General features: G+C 52.7%; 13 protein-coding genes. 5 read left to right on the forward strand and 8 right to left on the reverse strand.

Annotated features, from left to right (window positions below):
* Positions 1-108 precede the first annotated feature (108 nt).
* From CBE72_RS06505 to CBE72_RS06515, 3 genes are all read left to right on the forward strand, one after another.
* Positions 109-1,554, forward strand: a complete 1,446-nt coding sequence (locus CBE72_RS06505; protein ID WP_188726027.1) for an NfeD family protein — start codon at positions 109-111, stop codon at positions 1,552-1,554.
* Between the two features lies 1 nt (position 1,555).
* Positions 1,556-2,350 (forward strand): slipin family protein, encoded by a 795-nt coding sequence (locus CBE72_RS06510; RefSeq protein WP_025009427.1) that lies wholly within the window; start codon positions 1,556-1,558, stop codon positions 2,348-2,350.
* A 176-nt stretch (positions 2,351-2,526) separates the two neighbouring features.
* Positions 2,527-3,639 carry an energy transducer TonB gene (locus tag CBE72_RS06515; protein WP_100142839.1) on the forward strand — a complete coding sequence of 371 codons (1,113 nt, stop codon included), beginning with the start codon at positions 2,527-2,529 and terminating at the stop codon, positions 3,637-3,639.
* A gap of 489 nt (positions 3,640-4,128) precedes the next feature.
* On the opposite strand, the gene CBE72_RS06520 is transcribed toward CBE72_RS06515, so the two are convergent.
* The 8 genes from CBE72_RS06520 to CBE72_RS06555 all read right to left on the reverse strand — a co-directional run bounded on the left by CBE72_RS06520 (position 4,129) and on the right by CBE72_RS06555 (position 14,139).
* Positions 4,129-5,847 (reverse strand): proline--tRNA ligase, encoded by a 1,719-nt coding sequence (locus tag CBE72_RS06520; RefSeq protein ID WP_100142840.1) that lies wholly within the window; start codon positions 5,845-5,847, stop codon positions 4,129-4,131.
* 100 nt (positions 5,848-5,947) lie between these two features.
* Positions 5,948-7,201, reverse strand: coding sequence for a GGDEF domain-containing protein (locus tag CBE72_RS06525; RefSeq protein WP_157929044.1), 1,254 nt, complete (start codon positions 7,199-7,201; stop codon positions 5,948-5,950).
* A gap of 16 nt (positions 7,202-7,217) precedes the next feature.
* On the reverse strand, positions 7,218-7,871 hold the full coding sequence (locus tag CBE72_RS06530) for an acyltransferase (protein WP_100142842.1): 654 nt from the start codon (positions 7,869-7,871) through the stop codon (positions 7,218-7,220).
* Positions 7,868-8,602, reverse strand: a complete 735-nt coding sequence (tsaA, locus tag CBE72_RS06535; RefSeq protein WP_100142843.1) for a tRNA (N6-threonylcarbamoyladenosine(37)-N6)-methyltransferase TrmO — start codon at positions 8,600-8,602, stop codon at positions 7,868-7,870. Before tsaA ends, CBE72_RS06530 begins: the two co-directional genes overlap by 4 nt.
* Positions 8,603-8,612: 10 nt before the next feature.
* Positions 8,613-8,993, reverse strand: coding sequence for an Rcs stress response system protein RcsF (gene rcsF, locus CBE72_RS06540; protein WP_100142844.1), 381 nt, complete (start codon positions 8,991-8,993; stop codon positions 8,613-8,615).
* Between the two features lie 61 nt (positions 8,994-9,054).
* On the reverse strand, positions 9,055-10,323 hold the full coding sequence (locus tag CBE72_RS06545; RefSeq protein ID WP_100142924.1) for an amidohydrolase family protein: 1,269 nt from the start codon (positions 10,321-10,323) through the stop codon (positions 9,055-9,057).
* Positions 10,324-10,355: 32 nt separating this feature from the next.
* Positions 10,356-13,442, reverse strand: a complete 3,087-nt coding sequence (locus CBE72_RS06550) for an amidohydrolase family protein (RefSeq protein WP_100142845.1) — start codon at positions 13,440-13,442, stop codon at positions 10,356-10,358.
* Between the two features lie 298 nt (positions 13,443-13,740).
* The gene (locus CBE72_RS06555; protein ID WP_100142846.1) at positions 13,741-14,139 is read right to left on the reverse strand and encodes an H-NS histone family protein; all 399 of its coding nucleotides are present in this window, start codon (positions 14,137-14,139) and stop codon (positions 13,741-13,743) included.
* A gap of 359 nt (positions 14,140-14,498) precedes the next feature.
* On the opposite strand from CBE72_RS06555, the gene CBE72_RS06560 reads away from it, so the two are divergent.
* Entirely contained in the window at positions 14,499-15,248 is a 750-nt protein-coding gene (locus CBE72_RS06560) for an electron transfer flavoprotein subunit beta/FixA family protein (protein WP_100142847.1), read from the forward strand.
* On the forward strand, positions 15,249-16,172 hold the full coding sequence (locus tag CBE72_RS06565; protein ID WP_100142848.1) for an FAD-binding protein: 924 nt from the start codon (positions 15,249-15,251) through the stop codon (positions 16,170-16,172).
* Positions 16,173-16,208: the final 36 nt, after the last annotated feature.

Below are 16,208 nucleotides of genomic sequence, written 5' to 3' on the forward strand. Positions count from 1 at the left end.
CCCTCTACTCATATCTACCGGCTCGGTTTAAGCCCGTTATTTGAGTGCTTTATGCCTAATCCCCAAAGCCGACTATCCTTAAGCTAAGGGAACCCTCATGGGGGCAGTATGATAGGTTGGCTAGCCAACGCCTTGTTCCGGCGCTGCGGCTGTGTAGGACTCTTGGCTCTGTTGTGGATCTTGCCTGGCTTAGGTGCAGACCACGTCCGGCCAGAATCTTACTCCCCGGCCGCAGCGCCGACCATTACCCTGCTCAGCGTCAAAGGAGCCATAGGACCCGGTGTCAGCGACTATTTGATCCGGGGTATAGAGAGCGCATCGGATACGCCAAACAGCCAGTTGGTGTTGATCACTCTGGATACCCCCGGCGGTCTGGTGTCCAGTCTGCGGGATATCAACCAAGCGATTCTCGGTTCCAGGGTGCCGGTTGCCTGCCTGGTCTATCCATCCGGCGCTCGTGCAGCCAGCGCCGGGACTTACATCTTATATGCCTGTCATATCGCCGCCATGGCGAGTGCCACCAGCCTTGGTGCGGCCACCCCTGTGCAACTGGGCCCGATGGGAAATGAGCCGCAACAGCCTAAGCCGTCAGAGAATGAAGCCGAAAAACCTGTGGGTGATAGCAATAGTCAAAAACTTGAGCGCAAGCAGCTCAATGATGCCATCGCTTATATTCGGGCGCTGGCGGAATTGCGTCAGCGCAATGTCGAGTGGGCCGAGACGGCGGTACGTGACGCGGCAACCCTGACGGCCTCGGAAGCGCTGGAGGCCAATGTTATCGACTATATCGCCGATACGCCGCAGCAACTCCTGGCCATGCTTGATGGCAAGTCGGTAGCCATGCCTGGTGGTGTTCGGATACTCAATACCGAAAACGCCATAGTGCTGGATCGCAGTCCGGATTGGCGTGCCCGTTTCATCAATCTGCTCACCAACCCCAATATCGCTTACATCCTGATGTTATTGGGGATCTACGGTTTGCTGCTGGAGTTTTACAGTCCTGGCGCCATGTTGCCCGGCGTAGTAGGGGGGATCTGTCTGCTGTTGGCCTTGTATGCCTTCCAGCTGCTCCCTATCAGCTATGCCGGTGGCGGTTTATTGCTCTTGGGAATTATTTTGCTGCTCGCCGAGGCCATGCTACCAAGCTTTGGAATTTTAGGATTCGGTGGCCTGGCCGCCTTCGTGCTGGGGTCGGTATTTTTGGTGGACAGTGAAGTGGAGGCCTTTCGTATCGCCTGGCCTGTGATAGCCCTGGTCAGCGTCGTGAGCCTGCTGTTTTTCTTGCTACTGCTCAGCTTTGTGTTCAAGACTCGCAAATTGTCTGGGGTGGCTGGCGCAGAGGGGATGGTAGGGGAATATGCCATAGTGATAGACGGCTTTCCCGGGCGCGGCCGGGTGCACTTTATGGGAGAAGATTGGCAAGGTGACAGCGAACAGGCCTTGAGCCCAGGGCAACGGGTGCGGGTTTTGGGGCTTGAGGGGTTAGTACTTAAGCTGGCAGAGGTGAAAAGCGCTGATATCGAGCCGACTGAAAATCAACGCAGAGGAGACTGACATGGGTGAAGCTATCAGCGGTAGTTTGAATATTTCCTTTGGGGTGTTGTTGGTGCTGTTTGCAGCCTTGCTTATCAGCATGTTCCGCATCCTCAGGGAGTATGAACGTGGGGTGATTTTCTTTCTCGGGCGTTTTTATCGGGTCAAGGGACCAGGGCTTATCATACTGATCCCTGTGGTGCAGCAGATGGTGCGGGTGGATCTTCGAACCATAGTGATGGATGTTCCCTCTCAGGATGTGATCAGCCGTGATAATGTCTCGGTGCGGGTCAATGCCGTGCTCTATTTTCGGGTAGTCGACCCGCAAAAGGCGATTATTAATGTGGAGAACTTCCTCGCCGCCACCAGTCAACTGGCCCAGACTACCCTGAGGTCCGTACTCGGTCAGCATGAGCTGGACGAGATGTTGGCCAATAGGGAGATGCTCAATGCCGACATTCAAAGGATCCTCGATTCCCACACAGATGCCTGGGGCATCAAGGTGGCCAATGTGGAAATCAAGCATGTGGATCTCAATGAGAGTATGATCCGCGCTATCGCCCGTCAGGCCGAGGCGGAGCGGGAGCGGCGGGCCAAGGTGATCCATGCTCTGGGGGAGATGGAAGCTTCGGAAAAACTGGTGGAAGCGGCGCAGACGCTGGGGAAAGAACCCAATGCCATTATGCTGCGCTATCTGCATACCCTGACCGAAGTGGCGGCAGAAAACAATTCGACTATCCTGTTTCCGCTGCCGCTTGAGTTACTGAGTAAATTAAATGGTGCATTTAAAGATTTAACCGAAAAATCAAAAAACTAGCCCGAGAGCTGTTTAAAATACCAGCTATTTACAATAGGTTTATATATTGTTACTTTGAGCAGTTATTGGCGTTTGTGATTTGCTCGGCAGTAGGCCCGCCGAGTCAGTGACTTGAAGTCACCAAGCGCCGATTATCCATAAAAGTGCTAGATACTCAGTGTTAAGGAAGACGCGCCATGTTCAACTTCTCGCAATCTACTAAATCTATCCCTGTTTCAGTATCCAAACTGTCGCTATTGCTCCTGCCTCTTATGTTCGGTACTGCCCAAGCCGGGTTGGATGAAAGTTATCAGGCCTATCAACAAGCGTTGGAAAAGGGTGACAAGGCTCAGATAATTAGTGCTGCCGAGCAGGCCTATGCCGACGGTAAAGCCAAATTGGGTGCAACCGATAAGACGACCTTGGCGCTGGCGATGAATCTGGCCAAGGCGTTGCAGCAGCCGCGTAATCAGATGTTAGATGAGCAAGGAACTGCCAATCAGCAAAGGAGTGAAGCCCTATACTTGCAAGCGCTGCAAGGTTATCGAGCACTGTATGGCGAACAGGCCTTGGAAGTGCTCGACCCTATGCTGGGACTGGCGCACAGCAGCAATCCTAAAGAGGCGGCTAAGCTTTACCAGCAGGCTATCGCCTTGGCTGATGGTAAAAATGACCGGCTGCTAGCCGCCGCAGTGCGTCTCGAAGCGTTTAACGATCTCGTTGTGACTGAGGTTTATGACCGCGAGGTTCGAGCCTATGCCCTCGATGCCCAGAAGATTTACCATGAACTCGCCCCCAAAGATTCTTTGCAGCGGGTCAATGTCGATACAGCTGTGGCCACTATTTACTTGGCAGAGCAAAAGTATGCCGAGGCCGAACCGCTGCTGCTGGAAGTGATAGAGCAGCTCAAGGTATTACCCTTTGATGCGCCGGTTGCGCTGTCGGCTCATGCCTACCTGGTTGAACTCTATTCCCGCCAGGGAGAAGAAGACAAAGCGACTCAACACTGTCAGGCGATAGGCAATATGCGCCCTTGGAGTGTGGATCAGGAGCAGCGGCCCCTGTTTCGGTTGGTGCCTGGTTATCCGCTTCAGTACGCCAAGATGAGCCGCCAAGGTTGGGTTGATGTCGAGGTGACAGTCAACGAGCAGGGCGCTGTCAGCCATGTGGAGGTGCTGGATTCCAAAGGCGGTAAACAGTTTGAAATAGAAACCGTCAAAGCCGTGTCCAAATGGCGCTATGCCCCTAAGTTTGTCGATGGCAAACCCGTTAGCGCCAAGACGCGATCCAAGATCTCCTTTACGCTTTAGCGCTGCTGCGGATAGCAGAGCCAGACTAGGTTTACATTTGTTTCTATGATCCAATCAGCCGCTACAATTCCTGTAGTGGCTGATTTTTATGTTTATCTTCAAAGAGTGACGATAGTTTTGTGACAGTTGTGGCGGAGCACTCCTTTGAGGCTTTTGGGCAGTACTGACTGGTAAAGCTGATGATAACTGTCATGAGTGGTCTTATGAATCGTCTCACAAATCTTCTTGTAAACCGTCTTTTAAACAGAGACGAGCGGCTTTGGCGTAGTGACATAGCCGGAGGCATTAGTTACTCAGAGAACCGAAATACTCTCAGGTGAAGAGGAAAAGGTGGAGGAGGAGTTGGGGCTAGGGGGCAATCAAGCCTTGAACCGAAACGTTTCGCTATGGCTAAGATACGGCAAAAAACAGGTTAATTAGGCTTCTCTTCGAATTTGAGAGCGGAGGTCAATCCACCGGCAATGCCGGTGGATTGATACAGCAGAATGATTACTTCAGACCCGCGGTCTTCTTGATAAAGTCCACTATCTCCGCCATAGGCACTTCCTGCTTTTCTCCGGTGCGGCGGTTCTTATATTCATAAACACCGGCATCCAGGTTGCGGTCGCCAATCACTATGGTGTGAGGCAGACCCAGGAGTTCCATATCGGCAAACATCACGCCAGGGCGCTCTTTACGGTCATCAAACAGCACTTCGATACCCGCATCGGTCAGCTCTTTGTAAAGCTGTTCGGCAGTATCAGTTACTCTATGTGACTTGTGCATATTCATCGGCAGAATACCCACTGTGAATGGCGCAATAGCTTCCGGCCAGATGATACCGCGGTCATCGTGATTCTGCTCGATAGCGGCGGCAACGATGCGGCTGACGCCGACACCATAACAGCCCATCAGCAGGGTCTGAGACTTGCCATTCTCGTCCAGCACAGTGGCGTTCATGGCGGCAGAATAGTTGGTGCCCAGCTGGAAGATATGGCCAACTTCAATACCGCGGGCGAAGGCGTAAGTGCCTTTGCCGTCAGGGGTGGTTTCGCCTTCCACTACGTTACGGATATCGGCGGCGCTGGCCAGCGGCAGATCCCGCTCCCAGTTAATACCGAAATAGTGTTTGCCATCTAGGTTAGCACCGGCGGCAAAGTCGCTCATCACGGCAACACTGTGATCTATAACCACAGGAATAGACAGACCGACTGGACCAAGAGAACCTGGGCCGGCTCCCAGTGCGTCACGGATTTCTGCTTCAGAGGCAAATTCCAGCGGCGCTGCAACCAGTTCCAGTTTGTCGGCTTTGACTTCGTTCAGCTCATGGTCGCCACGGACAACCAGGGCCACCAGAGGGGCTTCTTCGGTGGCGCCTTTGACTATCAGAGTCTTAACCGTCTTGGTGATATCCAGGCCAAACTGCTCAACCAGTTCGTCTATGGTTTTGGCATTGGGTGTGTCGACCAGGGTCATTTCCTGAGTGGGCGCGGCGCGCTCTGTGGTTGGCAGCGGCGCTTCAGCCTTCTCGATATTGGCGGCATAGTCGCTGCCATTGGAGTAGGCAATCAGATCTTCGCCGCTGCTTGCCAGCACGTGGAACTCGTGTGACATGCTGCCACCGATAGAGCCGGTATCTGCCAGTACAGGACGGAAGGCCAGGCCCATGCGCGACAAGATGTTGCTGTAAGCCGTGTACATGGCCTGATAGGTATCATCCATGGTTTGCTGATCCAGATGGAAAGAGTAGGCATCTTTCATCAGGAACTCACGTGAGCGCATAACACCGAAGCGTGGGCGAACTTCATCACGGAATTTGGTCTGAATTTGATACAGGGTCAGCGGCAGTTGCTTGTAGGAGCTGACTTCTTTGCGCACCAGATCGGTAATTACTTCTTCATGGGTCGGGCCCAGGACGAAGTCACGATTGTGACGGTCTACAAAGCGCAGCAATTCCGGGCCAAATTTGTCCCAGCGACCTGTTTCCACCCAGAGATCCCCCGGCTGTACCATGGGCATCAGAATTTCGATGGCACCGGCCTTGTTCATCTCTTCACGCACAATGGCTTCGACCTTGCGTAGTACACGCAGGCCGGACGGCAGCCAGCTATAGAGGCCTGAGGCGTTGCGACGTATCATACCGGCGCGCAGCATAAGCTGATGACTGACTATCTCTGCATTGGCAGGGTTTTCTTTCTGTGTTGATAACAGGTATTGACTGACTCGCATTACCTTGGGTCCGAAATGAATTGAATGGCCGCCATTTTATCACTTGCTTTGATGATGTCACGCGGCGAGGGTGGATAAATTCCCCTTTCCTTGCTCGAATTTAGCCTATAGGTAACTGATTGACCCCTGCACTGCAGTTGCCGCCGCGATTTTGGGCGCTGAGCAGGGCTTCTTCGGCCTGAAATAGTAAGCTGTCCCAACCTTGTTGTTTGCTGGGTTGGATGTTGGCCACGCCGATAGAGACTGTCAGTCGCGGGCTTTGGGCCTTGGCTCGCAGATTGGCCGCCAACACAAATTGATTGAGGCTCTGGGCGATGCGGATACAGGCTTCCGGATCGCGGTCTGGCAGTAACAGCGCCAACTGAGATTGCTGTAATCGCGCCAGAAAGTGCTCTCCGTTAATTTCAAAGTCCAGCAGCCTTTGGGCCAAATGCAGCAGGGGTTCGCCGGTAATAATTTGATCGCTCTGAATGAGTAATAGGCCTATTCTGCGTTGCTTTGTAGCCCCCTTGTGCCAGGCCTGTTTCAGCAGTTGGTTGAAACTGCGGCGGTTATAGAGTCCTGTGAGTTCGTCTTGTTGTTGGTCGCTGGTCAAGGCGCTCATCTGGGCTTCGAGTGCCTGCAGCGCATGGTTTATCTTGAGTGTTTCCCGATTCACGGCACTTGGGGAGTGACCGCCGAAGTTTTGCTCGGCCAGCTCGCTGAGTTTATGGCTGGTTTGCAGTAGGGGTTTAAGCAGATGGCGACCGAGCACGGCCCAGGCCACGGCTTGGCTCAAAACTATCAGCGCCAATGACCCGAGCATCAGCCAAAGCAGAGTCTGTGCCAGTGACTCGCTGTTCTTTTGAGCCTGAGCATCCAGATGGGTCAGCCCTATGCCGGATAGGCGCAGGGAGAGATGATCTATGATACTTATCATGCCGCTCATGTGCGGGGCTCTCACCGGGTAACCGCTCATCACAGACAGTTGCTGCCCCAGCGCCAGAGCCTCATCATACTCTTGGGTCGCCAGGGTGAATTGACTTAGGGTGGTTATTATCTGTTGTTGTCTCTGCCTGGCTTCATCGAGAATAGCTTCCCGCTCATTGGGGGAATAGGTGGGCCAGTTGTTTTTGAGCTTCAATAGTGCCAGATGTTGGACTTGATTGGCCTTAATGGTTTGCAATAGCTTCTTTTGTTTATCGAATTCTGCTGCATGGACTTGGCCGGTACGCTCCATCACCCAGATGCTGGCACTGCCGGAAAAGACTATCAGCCCAGCCAACAGGAAAAAGCCAAGTAGTAACCGGCTACGGATCCCCGGTAAGCTTTGGAGTGCGGTTGTTGACGGTTTGGGGGTGGGTTGGCAATCCATGGCGCTCATCTTCCTCTTATTGATTTTTTTCACTGCCCGTCAGTGGCTTATCGCGTCTATCGCCCACTACTCTAGCAGGGTTTCCCGCCATTATGGCAAACGCGGGTACCGACTTGGTGACAATGGCGCCCATGGCAATCACGGCGCAGTCGCCTATGGTCACGCCATCGACGATACCGGCCTGGGCACCAATCCAGACATCTTCGCCAATCACAATCCCCTTGGATTGGCTGCTCTGACGATAGATGGGCATATCCGGCGCCATACCATGATTGAAGGCGTAGATGGTGACATTGTTGGCGATACGGGTCTTGTCACCTATCACTATGCCGCGACTGCCGCCATCCAGCGAGCAGCCGTGGTTGATGCTGACCTCCCGGCCTATCTGTATCGGTCCGTGCAGAAAGCAGTTGGCGGCTATCATGCACTCATCGCCCAGGGTTATCGGCCTGCCGGGTTCGGCAAACAGCTCTGCCTCGGGGGCGATAAAGCAGTTTTGCCCTATGCTGATGGTTTCAAGGGCCTGGAGTCTCGCCTGAATCGCCTGTTGCCAGGGGCGGGCCCACTCGAGATGCTTGGGTTTGAGGCGATACCAGAGCCAGGGCATCCAGGAGAGGCGCCTCTTGTGTTGCGCCTGATAGTCATCCGCTGAGGGGGTAAAATCAATCATACTCCGGCGCCGGACGCTTTGGCACAAAAGGGCTGTATGGTTTCGACTTCAATGCCTTGCTCTTGGGCATACCAGAAGATATCCAGATCATACAGCGCCACTTGATAGCGTTTAGGATCCGGTTTACCTTTCTTGTAAGCGGGTCTCGGATCCTGGGCCAGCACCGCCTGAATAAGCTTATCCAGCCCGGGATAGCGTTTCTCGAGTCGGCTCAGTTGTTCTACTGCCTGATTGCTAAAGTTGACCTCAACCTGCTCTGGGGCTTGCTGCGCTATGCCGCCTATCGCGTCGGGTATCGCATCCGAGAAGGGGATATAGGGCTTGATGTCGATTATTGGGGTGCCATCGAGTAGATCCATGCCGGAGATCTCCAGGACCACCTTGCCTTTGCCTTGGTGGATCTGATGCAGCTTCACCACGGATTGGCCAATGCCATTGGGCCTGAAGGTGGAGCGGGTGGCAAACACCCCGAGTTTTTCATTGCCGCCGAGCCGGGGAGGGCGCACCGTGGTTTTCCAGCCCTGAGCCAGATTTTCATGAAAGCAGAACAGTAACCAGAGGTGGGAATACTGCTCCAGCCCACGTACCGCATCGATATGATTGTAAGGTGCTGTCAGTTCGACAAAACCGCGAACAAAGTCCACCAACCCCGGCTGACGAGGAATACCAAACTTCTGTTTATATGGTGTCCGGCAATAGGCTACCGCTTCTATCTGAGTCGAAAACCCCATAACGCTCTGCTTACTCCTTTGGGATTGCCAGGCGAATAGCCTGACCGACACACATGGCGCTGGTGTAGCAACCGGCGGCGGCTTCCTGGGTTTCGACACAATTTTTAATGATAAGACCATTGGCCTTCATATCGGCGGCCGCCCGGCGCGCCTCAGTGCGGGCATCAGCCATAGTGGCCGGTACACCATCGGGAGCGGACTGACAGGCATTGCCTTCCACCAATCCCAGCACTTCATATTGGCCTGTTGGTCGGCTGCCATCGAACAACTGTACTTCCGAGGGTTTGAAGTACTCCTGGATAGCCTGGCTGTCGAGGTTGGAATTGAAGCTGTATTCCCCGGCGCAGCCGCCAAGCAGCAGTACCAGAGTGGAGAGAAAAATCGGTTTCATGGCCCGGCCTTATGGTTATTGGTCCATGCTCCCGGCCATCCCGGGAGCTGTATGGGAAATTCTATCGCTTCAAATACTTTTGATAAAGCTGCCGATGACGATTGTTGAGATCCACCTGTCTGCCGTCGATAAACATCAGCTCTATCCGGCTGCTCATGGGGTCGAGAATATCGCCGCTGCTGACGACAAGGTTAGCCTGAAACCCGGGCGCTATCGCCCCCAGGTTGTCTACGCCCAGTATCTTGGCGGCATCTTGCGTAATCGCCTTGAGCGCCTGCTCTTTGCTGAGCCCCCAAGCCACGGTTTGGCCTGCGGCCAGCGGCAGGTTACGGCTGTCCCAATCGGAGCTGAAGCCGAGAGCGAAGGGAATACCTGCGCGCTTGAGCAAGGCCGGTACTCTAAATGCCTGACCTATGGGCTCATCTTCTCGTAGTGGCAAGTCAAGCGTATGGGTATAGATGACGCTTGCCTCTATTTCATTGAGCGCTGCATCCAGGCGCCAGGCATCATAGCCACCGACCAGGGTTAACTTGAATCCATACTGACGGGCCAGAGCAATGGCAGCCTCTATCTGCCGTTGCCTGTCGGCATGGACAAACAGCCGCGCCTCCTGGCGATACAGAGGCAAGAGCGCTTGCCAGCGGCTATCTTCAAGGGCACCTTCGCTGCTTTGTTGACTCAAGGCATAGCGTTTACCTGCTTCAAAGTGTTTGTGTATCTGTGACAGGGCGTCCAGATAGGCCATTTGCGCCTGCTTATCTGCCTCGCTGGTACCTTGTTTTTGCGGCGCAGTTGGCCAATAGAGGTGGAACTGTGGTCTAGCTGGAACCTGGGCATCTTCTATGGTCCAGGCATCCAGTGAGACCAGTGCCGATTGCCCGGCAATGCCCGAGCCTCTCGGCACTATCTGGGCATGGGTGATACCGTTGGCCCGCACACTGGGCAACAATTCCGAATCCGGGTTGAAGGCGCTGGCGGCTTCAAGCTGCGGATTGGCACTGCCCACATCACGGCTATCGACTGTTGGCCTGGCCATGGCTATTTCCACCAATCCCAGGGTGGTATCCAGTGCGATGAGGCCGGGATAAAGGTGTTTGCCGCTGAGATCAAATTCCCGGGCATTTTCAGCCGTTAATCCTAGGCCTACGGCGCTGATAATGCCTTGCTCGAGCAGCACATCGGTATTTTCGAGTGTGCCTTGGCTGACGGTGTGAACCGTGGCGTTTTTCAATAATATGGCTTGCTGCTGGCGCTCGGCCGGGATCAGGTTATGGGCCTTTGCCGGGGCGAACATCAATAGCGAACCACCCAGCAGCAGATATACCAGCATAGATGCCATGCGTGGCAATAGAGGAAACTTAGTCACAGGCGGCTCTCCTTATTCTGGCCCCAGGCGTTGAATTGGGTATCGCATTGCCACAAGGGCTCTATGATTTCTGAAGTCGTTTCGCCTTGAAGCCGCGCCGGGTCACTGCCAAGAATTTTCTGGATCAGCGCCTGGCGCTCGCCGGCAATAGCCTGGGTCATTTGCTTATCCTCAATGCGGTCGAAGTAGCGTTTGCCGCCAATCCACACTGCCTGGCTCTTGGCATAAACCGATAGAGGGTTGGCATCCCAGAGCACCAAATCTGCCTGTTTCCCCTCTTCAACCGAACCTGTTATGGCGTCTATTCCGAGCTGTTTTGCGGGGTTGATGGTTACCATCTTCCAGGCATCTTCCTGGGACATGTCGCAGTATTTCACCGACTTGGCGGCTTCCTGATTCAGGCGCCGCTGCATTTCAAAGTCATCTGAGTTAATTGAGGTGAGCACGCCGGCATTCATCATCAAACAGGCGTTTTGCGGAATGGCATCATAGACCTCAAATTTATAGGCCCACCAGTCGGCAAAGGTGGAAGCACCGGCGCCATGAGCCGCCAACTCGGGGGCCAGCTTGTAACCTTCCAGTACATGGGTGAAGGCGGTGACCTTGAAATCGTAAGCCTCGGCGAGGCGCAAGAACATCAGGATTTCAGACTGGACATAGGAGTGAATATGCACATCGCGCTCGCCGTTCAGCACTTGGGCAATCGCCTGTAAACGATAATCGGGGCGAGGGGAGAGTTGCTTACGTTTCTCCCGTGAGCTTAGCTCGGCATATTGGGCCTGGGCATCTTTATAGTCTCTGGCGGCATTGAAAGCATCGCTCATCAAGGCCTTCACCCCCATGCGGCTTTGCGGGAATCTGCGGGTATAGCGCTCACCCCAATTGCTCTGTTTGACGTTTTCCCCTAAAGCAAACTTAATCCCCTGATGGGCTTGGGTGAACTTGAGTCCCTCGGCCGACTCTCCCCAGCGCAGTTGAATGACCTGCGACTGGCCACCTATGGGGTTGGCGCTGCCATGCAGTAGATTGGCGGTGGTGACGCCACCGGCCAAGGAGCGATAGATAGCAATATCATCCGGGTTAAGCACATCGGCTATTTGCACTTCTGAGGTGATGGCATCGGACATCTCATTGAGGCCGCCGTTGACGGCAATGTGGGAATGCTCATCTATGATCCCGGCAGTCAGGTGCATGCCTGCTCCCTCTATGACCTGATAACCACTCGGGGTGCTGAGATTGGTACCAACCTTTTCAATCTTACCATTGGCCATAAGCAGGTCGCTGTTGCCAATAATGCCGGCCTCGCTTGAGGTCCAAAGGGTGACATTGCGGATATGCAGTTTTTCCTTACCTGGCAGCTCACTGCGGCCATAGGCTTGCAGTGGACTCGTCAAACGGCTGAGATACTCGGGTTCAGTCTTGGAAGAGGTTGGTGGGGAATTGGCATTGCCTCCCGTCTCTGTATTCGCCGATAAGGGCGCTGGCGGCAATCTTGAGCCGGCCAGTTGAGTGATGGCGCCATCGGCACGCAAGAGTCTGCCCTGCAGCCCTTCATCATCTTGCCAAAGAGTTACTCGACTAATGCCATCGATGCCCGCACTTTGCAAATTGACGCTGAAACTCAGACGGTTGCTGTTGGCACTCAAGTGAGCAAGCGCTATCTGTTGATCGCCACTATTGAAGCTGCCCTTGAGTTTTCGGGGTGTTTGCTGGCTCAATTGCAGCTCAAGATCTAATTCCAGCTCAGCCAAATGCAGGCGATAACTGCCTTGCCACTGGTATCCAGGAGCCGTTTGTATTTGTTCTTCACCTTGTAGCCAAACGCTGACTATTTTGCCGTCCTGAAACAGATTACCCTTGGCTATCACCAGATCGGCCATATAGCCGGGCGCCAGTTTACCGACCACATTATCTATGCCAGCGGCCGCAGCAGCCTGGGTTGTCAGTGCCGCCAATGCAGTTTCTTCATCGAGACCGGCTTGCAACGCCATTTTCAGCCTAGGCCAAAAGGCTTTGCCGTCTATGCCGTATTGGGTGAAGGAGAAGGGGATATTGTTGGCTGCCATCACAGCAGGATTACTCGGTGCCCGCTCCCAGTGTCTCAAGGTTCTGAGTGGCACTTCCCTGGCATTGTCTTCATCACTCATTTCTGGGGCCGCTGGAAAGTTCAACGGCAATATCAATGCTGGTCGATATTGCTGAAGTTCTTTCACTCTTGCATATTCCTGGCCATTGCCCAGTAAGGTGGGAGGGATATCGGCTTGACTCAATAGCTTGGCTGCACGCAACTGGTTATTGAGGTTGCGGGTATCAAATATTGCCCCGCTCGCTTTTATATCGTGCAATCGTTCCAGGGCGATATTAAATTCGGGAAGTAATAAGTCATCGCGACCGACTGCTTTCTTTTTATTCTGGTTATACCAGTGGGCATCGCTGAGCGTCTGCCTTATTAAGGCTATGCTCCCCATCAGGGAGTTGGGGTAATCCTGCGGAGAACTCCCTTTGTCAAAAGCCATAAAGTGATGACTCCTGGGGCGATATATCAGTTGATTACTATTCTTATCAGCCAAAGATAAGGAAACGCCTATACCCCTGAATATTCCGTCAAGATGAGCACTTTGAACGCTGGTAAAGCCATTGCTTATCCAATTTGACGCAGTTTCTTTATCTGCCGAGACATAGGCGAACCATTCTTTATCGGCGTGAATTGCCCCATTCTTTGCTGCAGCCCCCTTTGACTTAATTTGATAAACAGGGCCCTCAATAGTAGTAGGTGTTTGTGAATACTCCAGCCCGTAATCAGTAAAGGGATCGATAAATCCCGGATAAATAGTGTGCCCCTTGAGATCTATCCTATAGGCATTTTGTGGAATTTCATTATTGGAAATTACTTGTTTGATATGATTATTTTCAATGAGTAATGTGGCGTTATCCAATTGCTTACCCGGGGAGAGCATGAGTCGTGCATGAGTTAAGGCGGTCAATCTCGGGGTATTGTCTGTCAACTGCGTTTCATCTGCATAGGCACTGTTGACGATAAGAACGGCTAAAAGCGGCAGTGCTGCGGGGAATATGCTTCTCATTTTTATGTAACTACCCTGTCATTATACTTTTAGTAAAGTAATACTAATCAGTACCTTGATGTAAAATTGTGCTAGTGGTTAATGAAGGTTAAAAGTCATTTTGACTGCCGTTAAAAGTAACCCGTAGATGTTGCGAAATGTGATTGAGGCAGCGTTTTATACTGATTTAACATGGAAGTTAACTCAAGGGGGGTGTAAATGCCAAGAGGTAATTGTAAGGCTTTTTAACAGTCGAGTGATGTTTTATAGACATAAAAAAGCCCCGACACTGTCGAGGCTTAAGTAAATAGACAACTGGTTAGATCAGGAAATCATCCATTGAACGACCTTTGTCTACTTCATTCTTGAATACGGTTGGCATACGGCCTTGGCCGGTCCAAGTAATGGTTTCACCGTCTACAACGATTTTGTATTTCGGTGGGCGAGGGGCGCGTTTCTTTTTAGGAGCAGATTTGGCAGCAACAACATCACCAAGATCTTCAACTGATAGGCCAACGGCTTCCATCTGTTTACGGATATCTTCAATTTTAGATAGACGTTCAGCTTGAGCCTTTTCTTCTTCCTTGGCTTCTTCTTCACGTTCAATAATGATTTTATCCAATTTTGCCGCCAGATCACGCAGATCTGCAACGCTTAACTCTTTTACTGCGGCCTTAAAACGACGACCGTGAGTCAATATATCAAGAAAATCGCTCATAGGTATTTAGGTCCCACGCTAATTTATAAATTGGGTTAGGGTTAATATCGTTATAAATAATAGAAACTATAAGAGTCAGGATCAAATATTTTTACGTCCATTGACATTAATTTCTTTATTTAACTCGATTCTATGACCATGAAAGTTGCCAAGTGTTCAAAAAACTGGCCTTAAAGTGTGACAAAATTGACAAACGGTCGTTTAAGTTGATGTTGACGTTAACGTTAACAGCACGTAAAGTTGACTCATTCTGTACTGATGTCCTGGAAAAGGGCGAGTAAGCCAGCGCTGGCTACGCCTTATCTTGTTATCATCGGTACGCAACCCACATTAGATACAAGGTGTAGGAAGGAAACCCTATGAAAGTATTGGTGCCAGTAAAACGTGTGGTCGATGCCAATGTGAAGGTCAGGGTCAAGGCCGACAACACAGGCGTTGAAACAGCCAACCTGAAAATGGCGTTGAACCCATTTTGTGAGATTGCGGTAGAAGAAGCCGTGCGTCTGAAAGAAGCGGGCAGTGCTACTGAAGTCGTCGTTGTCAGCATAGGTCCCAAGGCGGCACAGGAGCAACTGCGTACCGCATTGGCTCTGGGCGCCGACCGTGCCATTCACATCGAAACCGATGAAGAGCTGGTGCCCCTTTCTATTGCCAAACTGCTTAAGGCGGTGCAGGACAAAGAACAGGCGCAACTTATTCTGCTCGGTAAGCAGTCTATCGACGGCGATAACAATCAAACCGGACAGATGCTGGCGGCGCTTGCCGGTATGCCCCAGGCAACCTTTGCATCTGAAGTGAAGTTGGAAGGCGATAGTCTGCTGGTCACCCGGGAAGTGGATGGCGGCTTGCAGACTCTGTCTATGCCTCTGCCTGCCGTGGTCACCGCGGATCTGCGTCTCAACGAGCCCCGCTATGCTTCTCTACCCAATATCATGAAGGCCAAGCGCAAGCCGTTGGAAACCCTGAGTGTTGAAGATTTGGAGGTGACTCTCAAGCAGCATGTACAAGTGCTTGAGGTGGCAACGCCGGCCAGCCGTCAGGCAGGTGTGATGGTGGCTTCCGTTGAGGAGCTGGTGGACAAGTTGAAAAACGAAGCGAAGGTGATCTAAATGGCCGTATTAGTAATTGCAGAACACGATAATGCCAGCCTGAAACAGGATACGGCTAAAGTTGTCGCCGCGGCTAAGGCCATAGGCGGTGATATTCACCTGCTGGTTGCCGGTCAAGATTGTAAGGCCGCCGCCGATGCCGCCGCCAAGCTCGAAGGCGTCAGTAAGGTACTGCTGGCCGATAACCCTGTGTATGGTGCTCATTTGGCCGACAATATTGGTGAGCTTATCTTGTCGCTGAGTGGCGACTACAGCCATATCCTGGCTGCAGCCTCAAGCCTGGGTAAGGACATTCTGCCTAGAGTGGCGGCTTTGCTGGATGTGGCTCAACTTTCTGAGATCACCAAGGTGATTGATGCCGACACCTATGTTCGTCCCATCTATGCCGGTAATGCCATGGCGACCATTAAGAGTCTGGATGACAAGATAGTGGCCACTGTGCGCGCCAGCGCCTTCGATGCCGTTGCCGAGACGGGGACTGCCGACATTCACCAGCTCGACAGCGTATTTGAAGCCAAGAGCAGCTTTGTGTCCCAGAGTCTAACCGAGTCGGTTCGTCCGGAGCTTGGCAGCGCCAGAGTGATTGTTTCCGGTGGTCGCGGTATGGGCAGTGGCGAAAACTTTGCCATGCTGGAGACGTTGGCCGATAAGCTGGGCGCCGCCGTTGGTGCATCACGGGCCGCCGTAGATGCCGGCTTTGTTCCTAACGATTTGCAGGTCGGTCAGACGGGTAAAATTGTGGCGCCCGAGCTTTATATCGCTGTGGGTATCTCCGGGGCGATTCAACATCTGGCCGGGATGAAGGACTCAAAAGTCATAGTGGCCATCAACAAAGATCCTGAAGCGCCTATCTTCCAAGTGGCCGATTATGGTTTGGAAGCGGACCTGTTTGATGTGGTGCCCAAGTTGAACGAGTTGATTTAATCTGTGATCTAGGTCACGATAGGCGGCTTTGGGGTA

The sequence above is a fragment of the Shewanella carassii genome, from assembly GCF_002777975.1.
Lineage (GTDB): Bacteria > Pseudomonadota > Gammaproteobacteria > Enterobacterales > Shewanellaceae > Shewanella > Shewanella carassii.

Coding starts and splice junctions, on each gene's coding strand:
- CBE72_RS06550 (WP_100142845.1), bottom strand. CDS start 13,442: ATGAGAAGCATATTCCCCGCAGCACTGCCGCTTTTAGCCGTTCTTATC.
- CBE72_RS06510 (WP_025009427.1), top strand. CDS start 1,556: ATGGGTGAAGCTATCAGCGGTAGTTTGAATATTTCCTTTGGGGTGTTG.
- rcsF (WP_100142844.1), bottom strand. CDS start 8,993: ATGAAACCGATTTTTCTCTCCACTCTGGTACTGCTGCTTGGCGGCTGC.
- CBE72_RS06565 (WP_100142848.1), top strand. CDS start 15,249: ATGGCCGTATTAGTAATTGCAGAACACGATAATGCCAGCCTGAAACAG.
- CBE72_RS06525 (WP_157929044.1), bottom strand. CDS start 7,201: ATGGATTGCCAACCCACCCCCAAACCGTCAACAACCGCACTCCAAAGC.
- CBE72_RS06530 (WP_100142842.1), bottom strand. CDS start 7,871: ATGATTGATTTTACCCCCTCAGCGGATGACTATCAGGCGCAACACAAG.
- CBE72_RS06515 (WP_100142839.1), top strand. CDS start 2,527: ATGTTCAACTTCTCGCAATCTACTAAATCTATCCCTGTTTCAGTATCC.
- CBE72_RS06545 (WP_100142924.1), bottom strand. CDS start 10,323: ATGCTGGTATATCTGCTGCTGGGTGGTTCGCTATTGATGTTCGCCCCG.
- CBE72_RS06555 (WP_100142846.1), bottom strand. CDS start 14,139: ATGAGCGATTTTCTTGATATATTGACTCACGGTCGTCGTTTTAAGGCC.
- CBE72_RS06520 (WP_100142840.1), bottom strand. CDS start 5,847: ATGCGAGTCAGTCAATACCTGTTATCAACACAGAAAGAAAACCCTGCC.
- CBE72_RS06505 (WP_188726027.1), top strand. CDS start 109: ATGATAGGTTGGCTAGCCAACGCCTTGTTCCGGCGCTGCGGCTGTGTA.
- CBE72_RS06560 (WP_100142847.1), top strand. CDS start 14,499: ATGAAAGTATTGGTGCCAGTAAAACGTGTGGTCGATGCCAATGTGAAG.
- tsaA (WP_100142843.1), bottom strand. CDS start 8,602: ATGGGGTTTTCGACTCAGATAGAAGCGGTAGCCTATTGCCGGACACCA.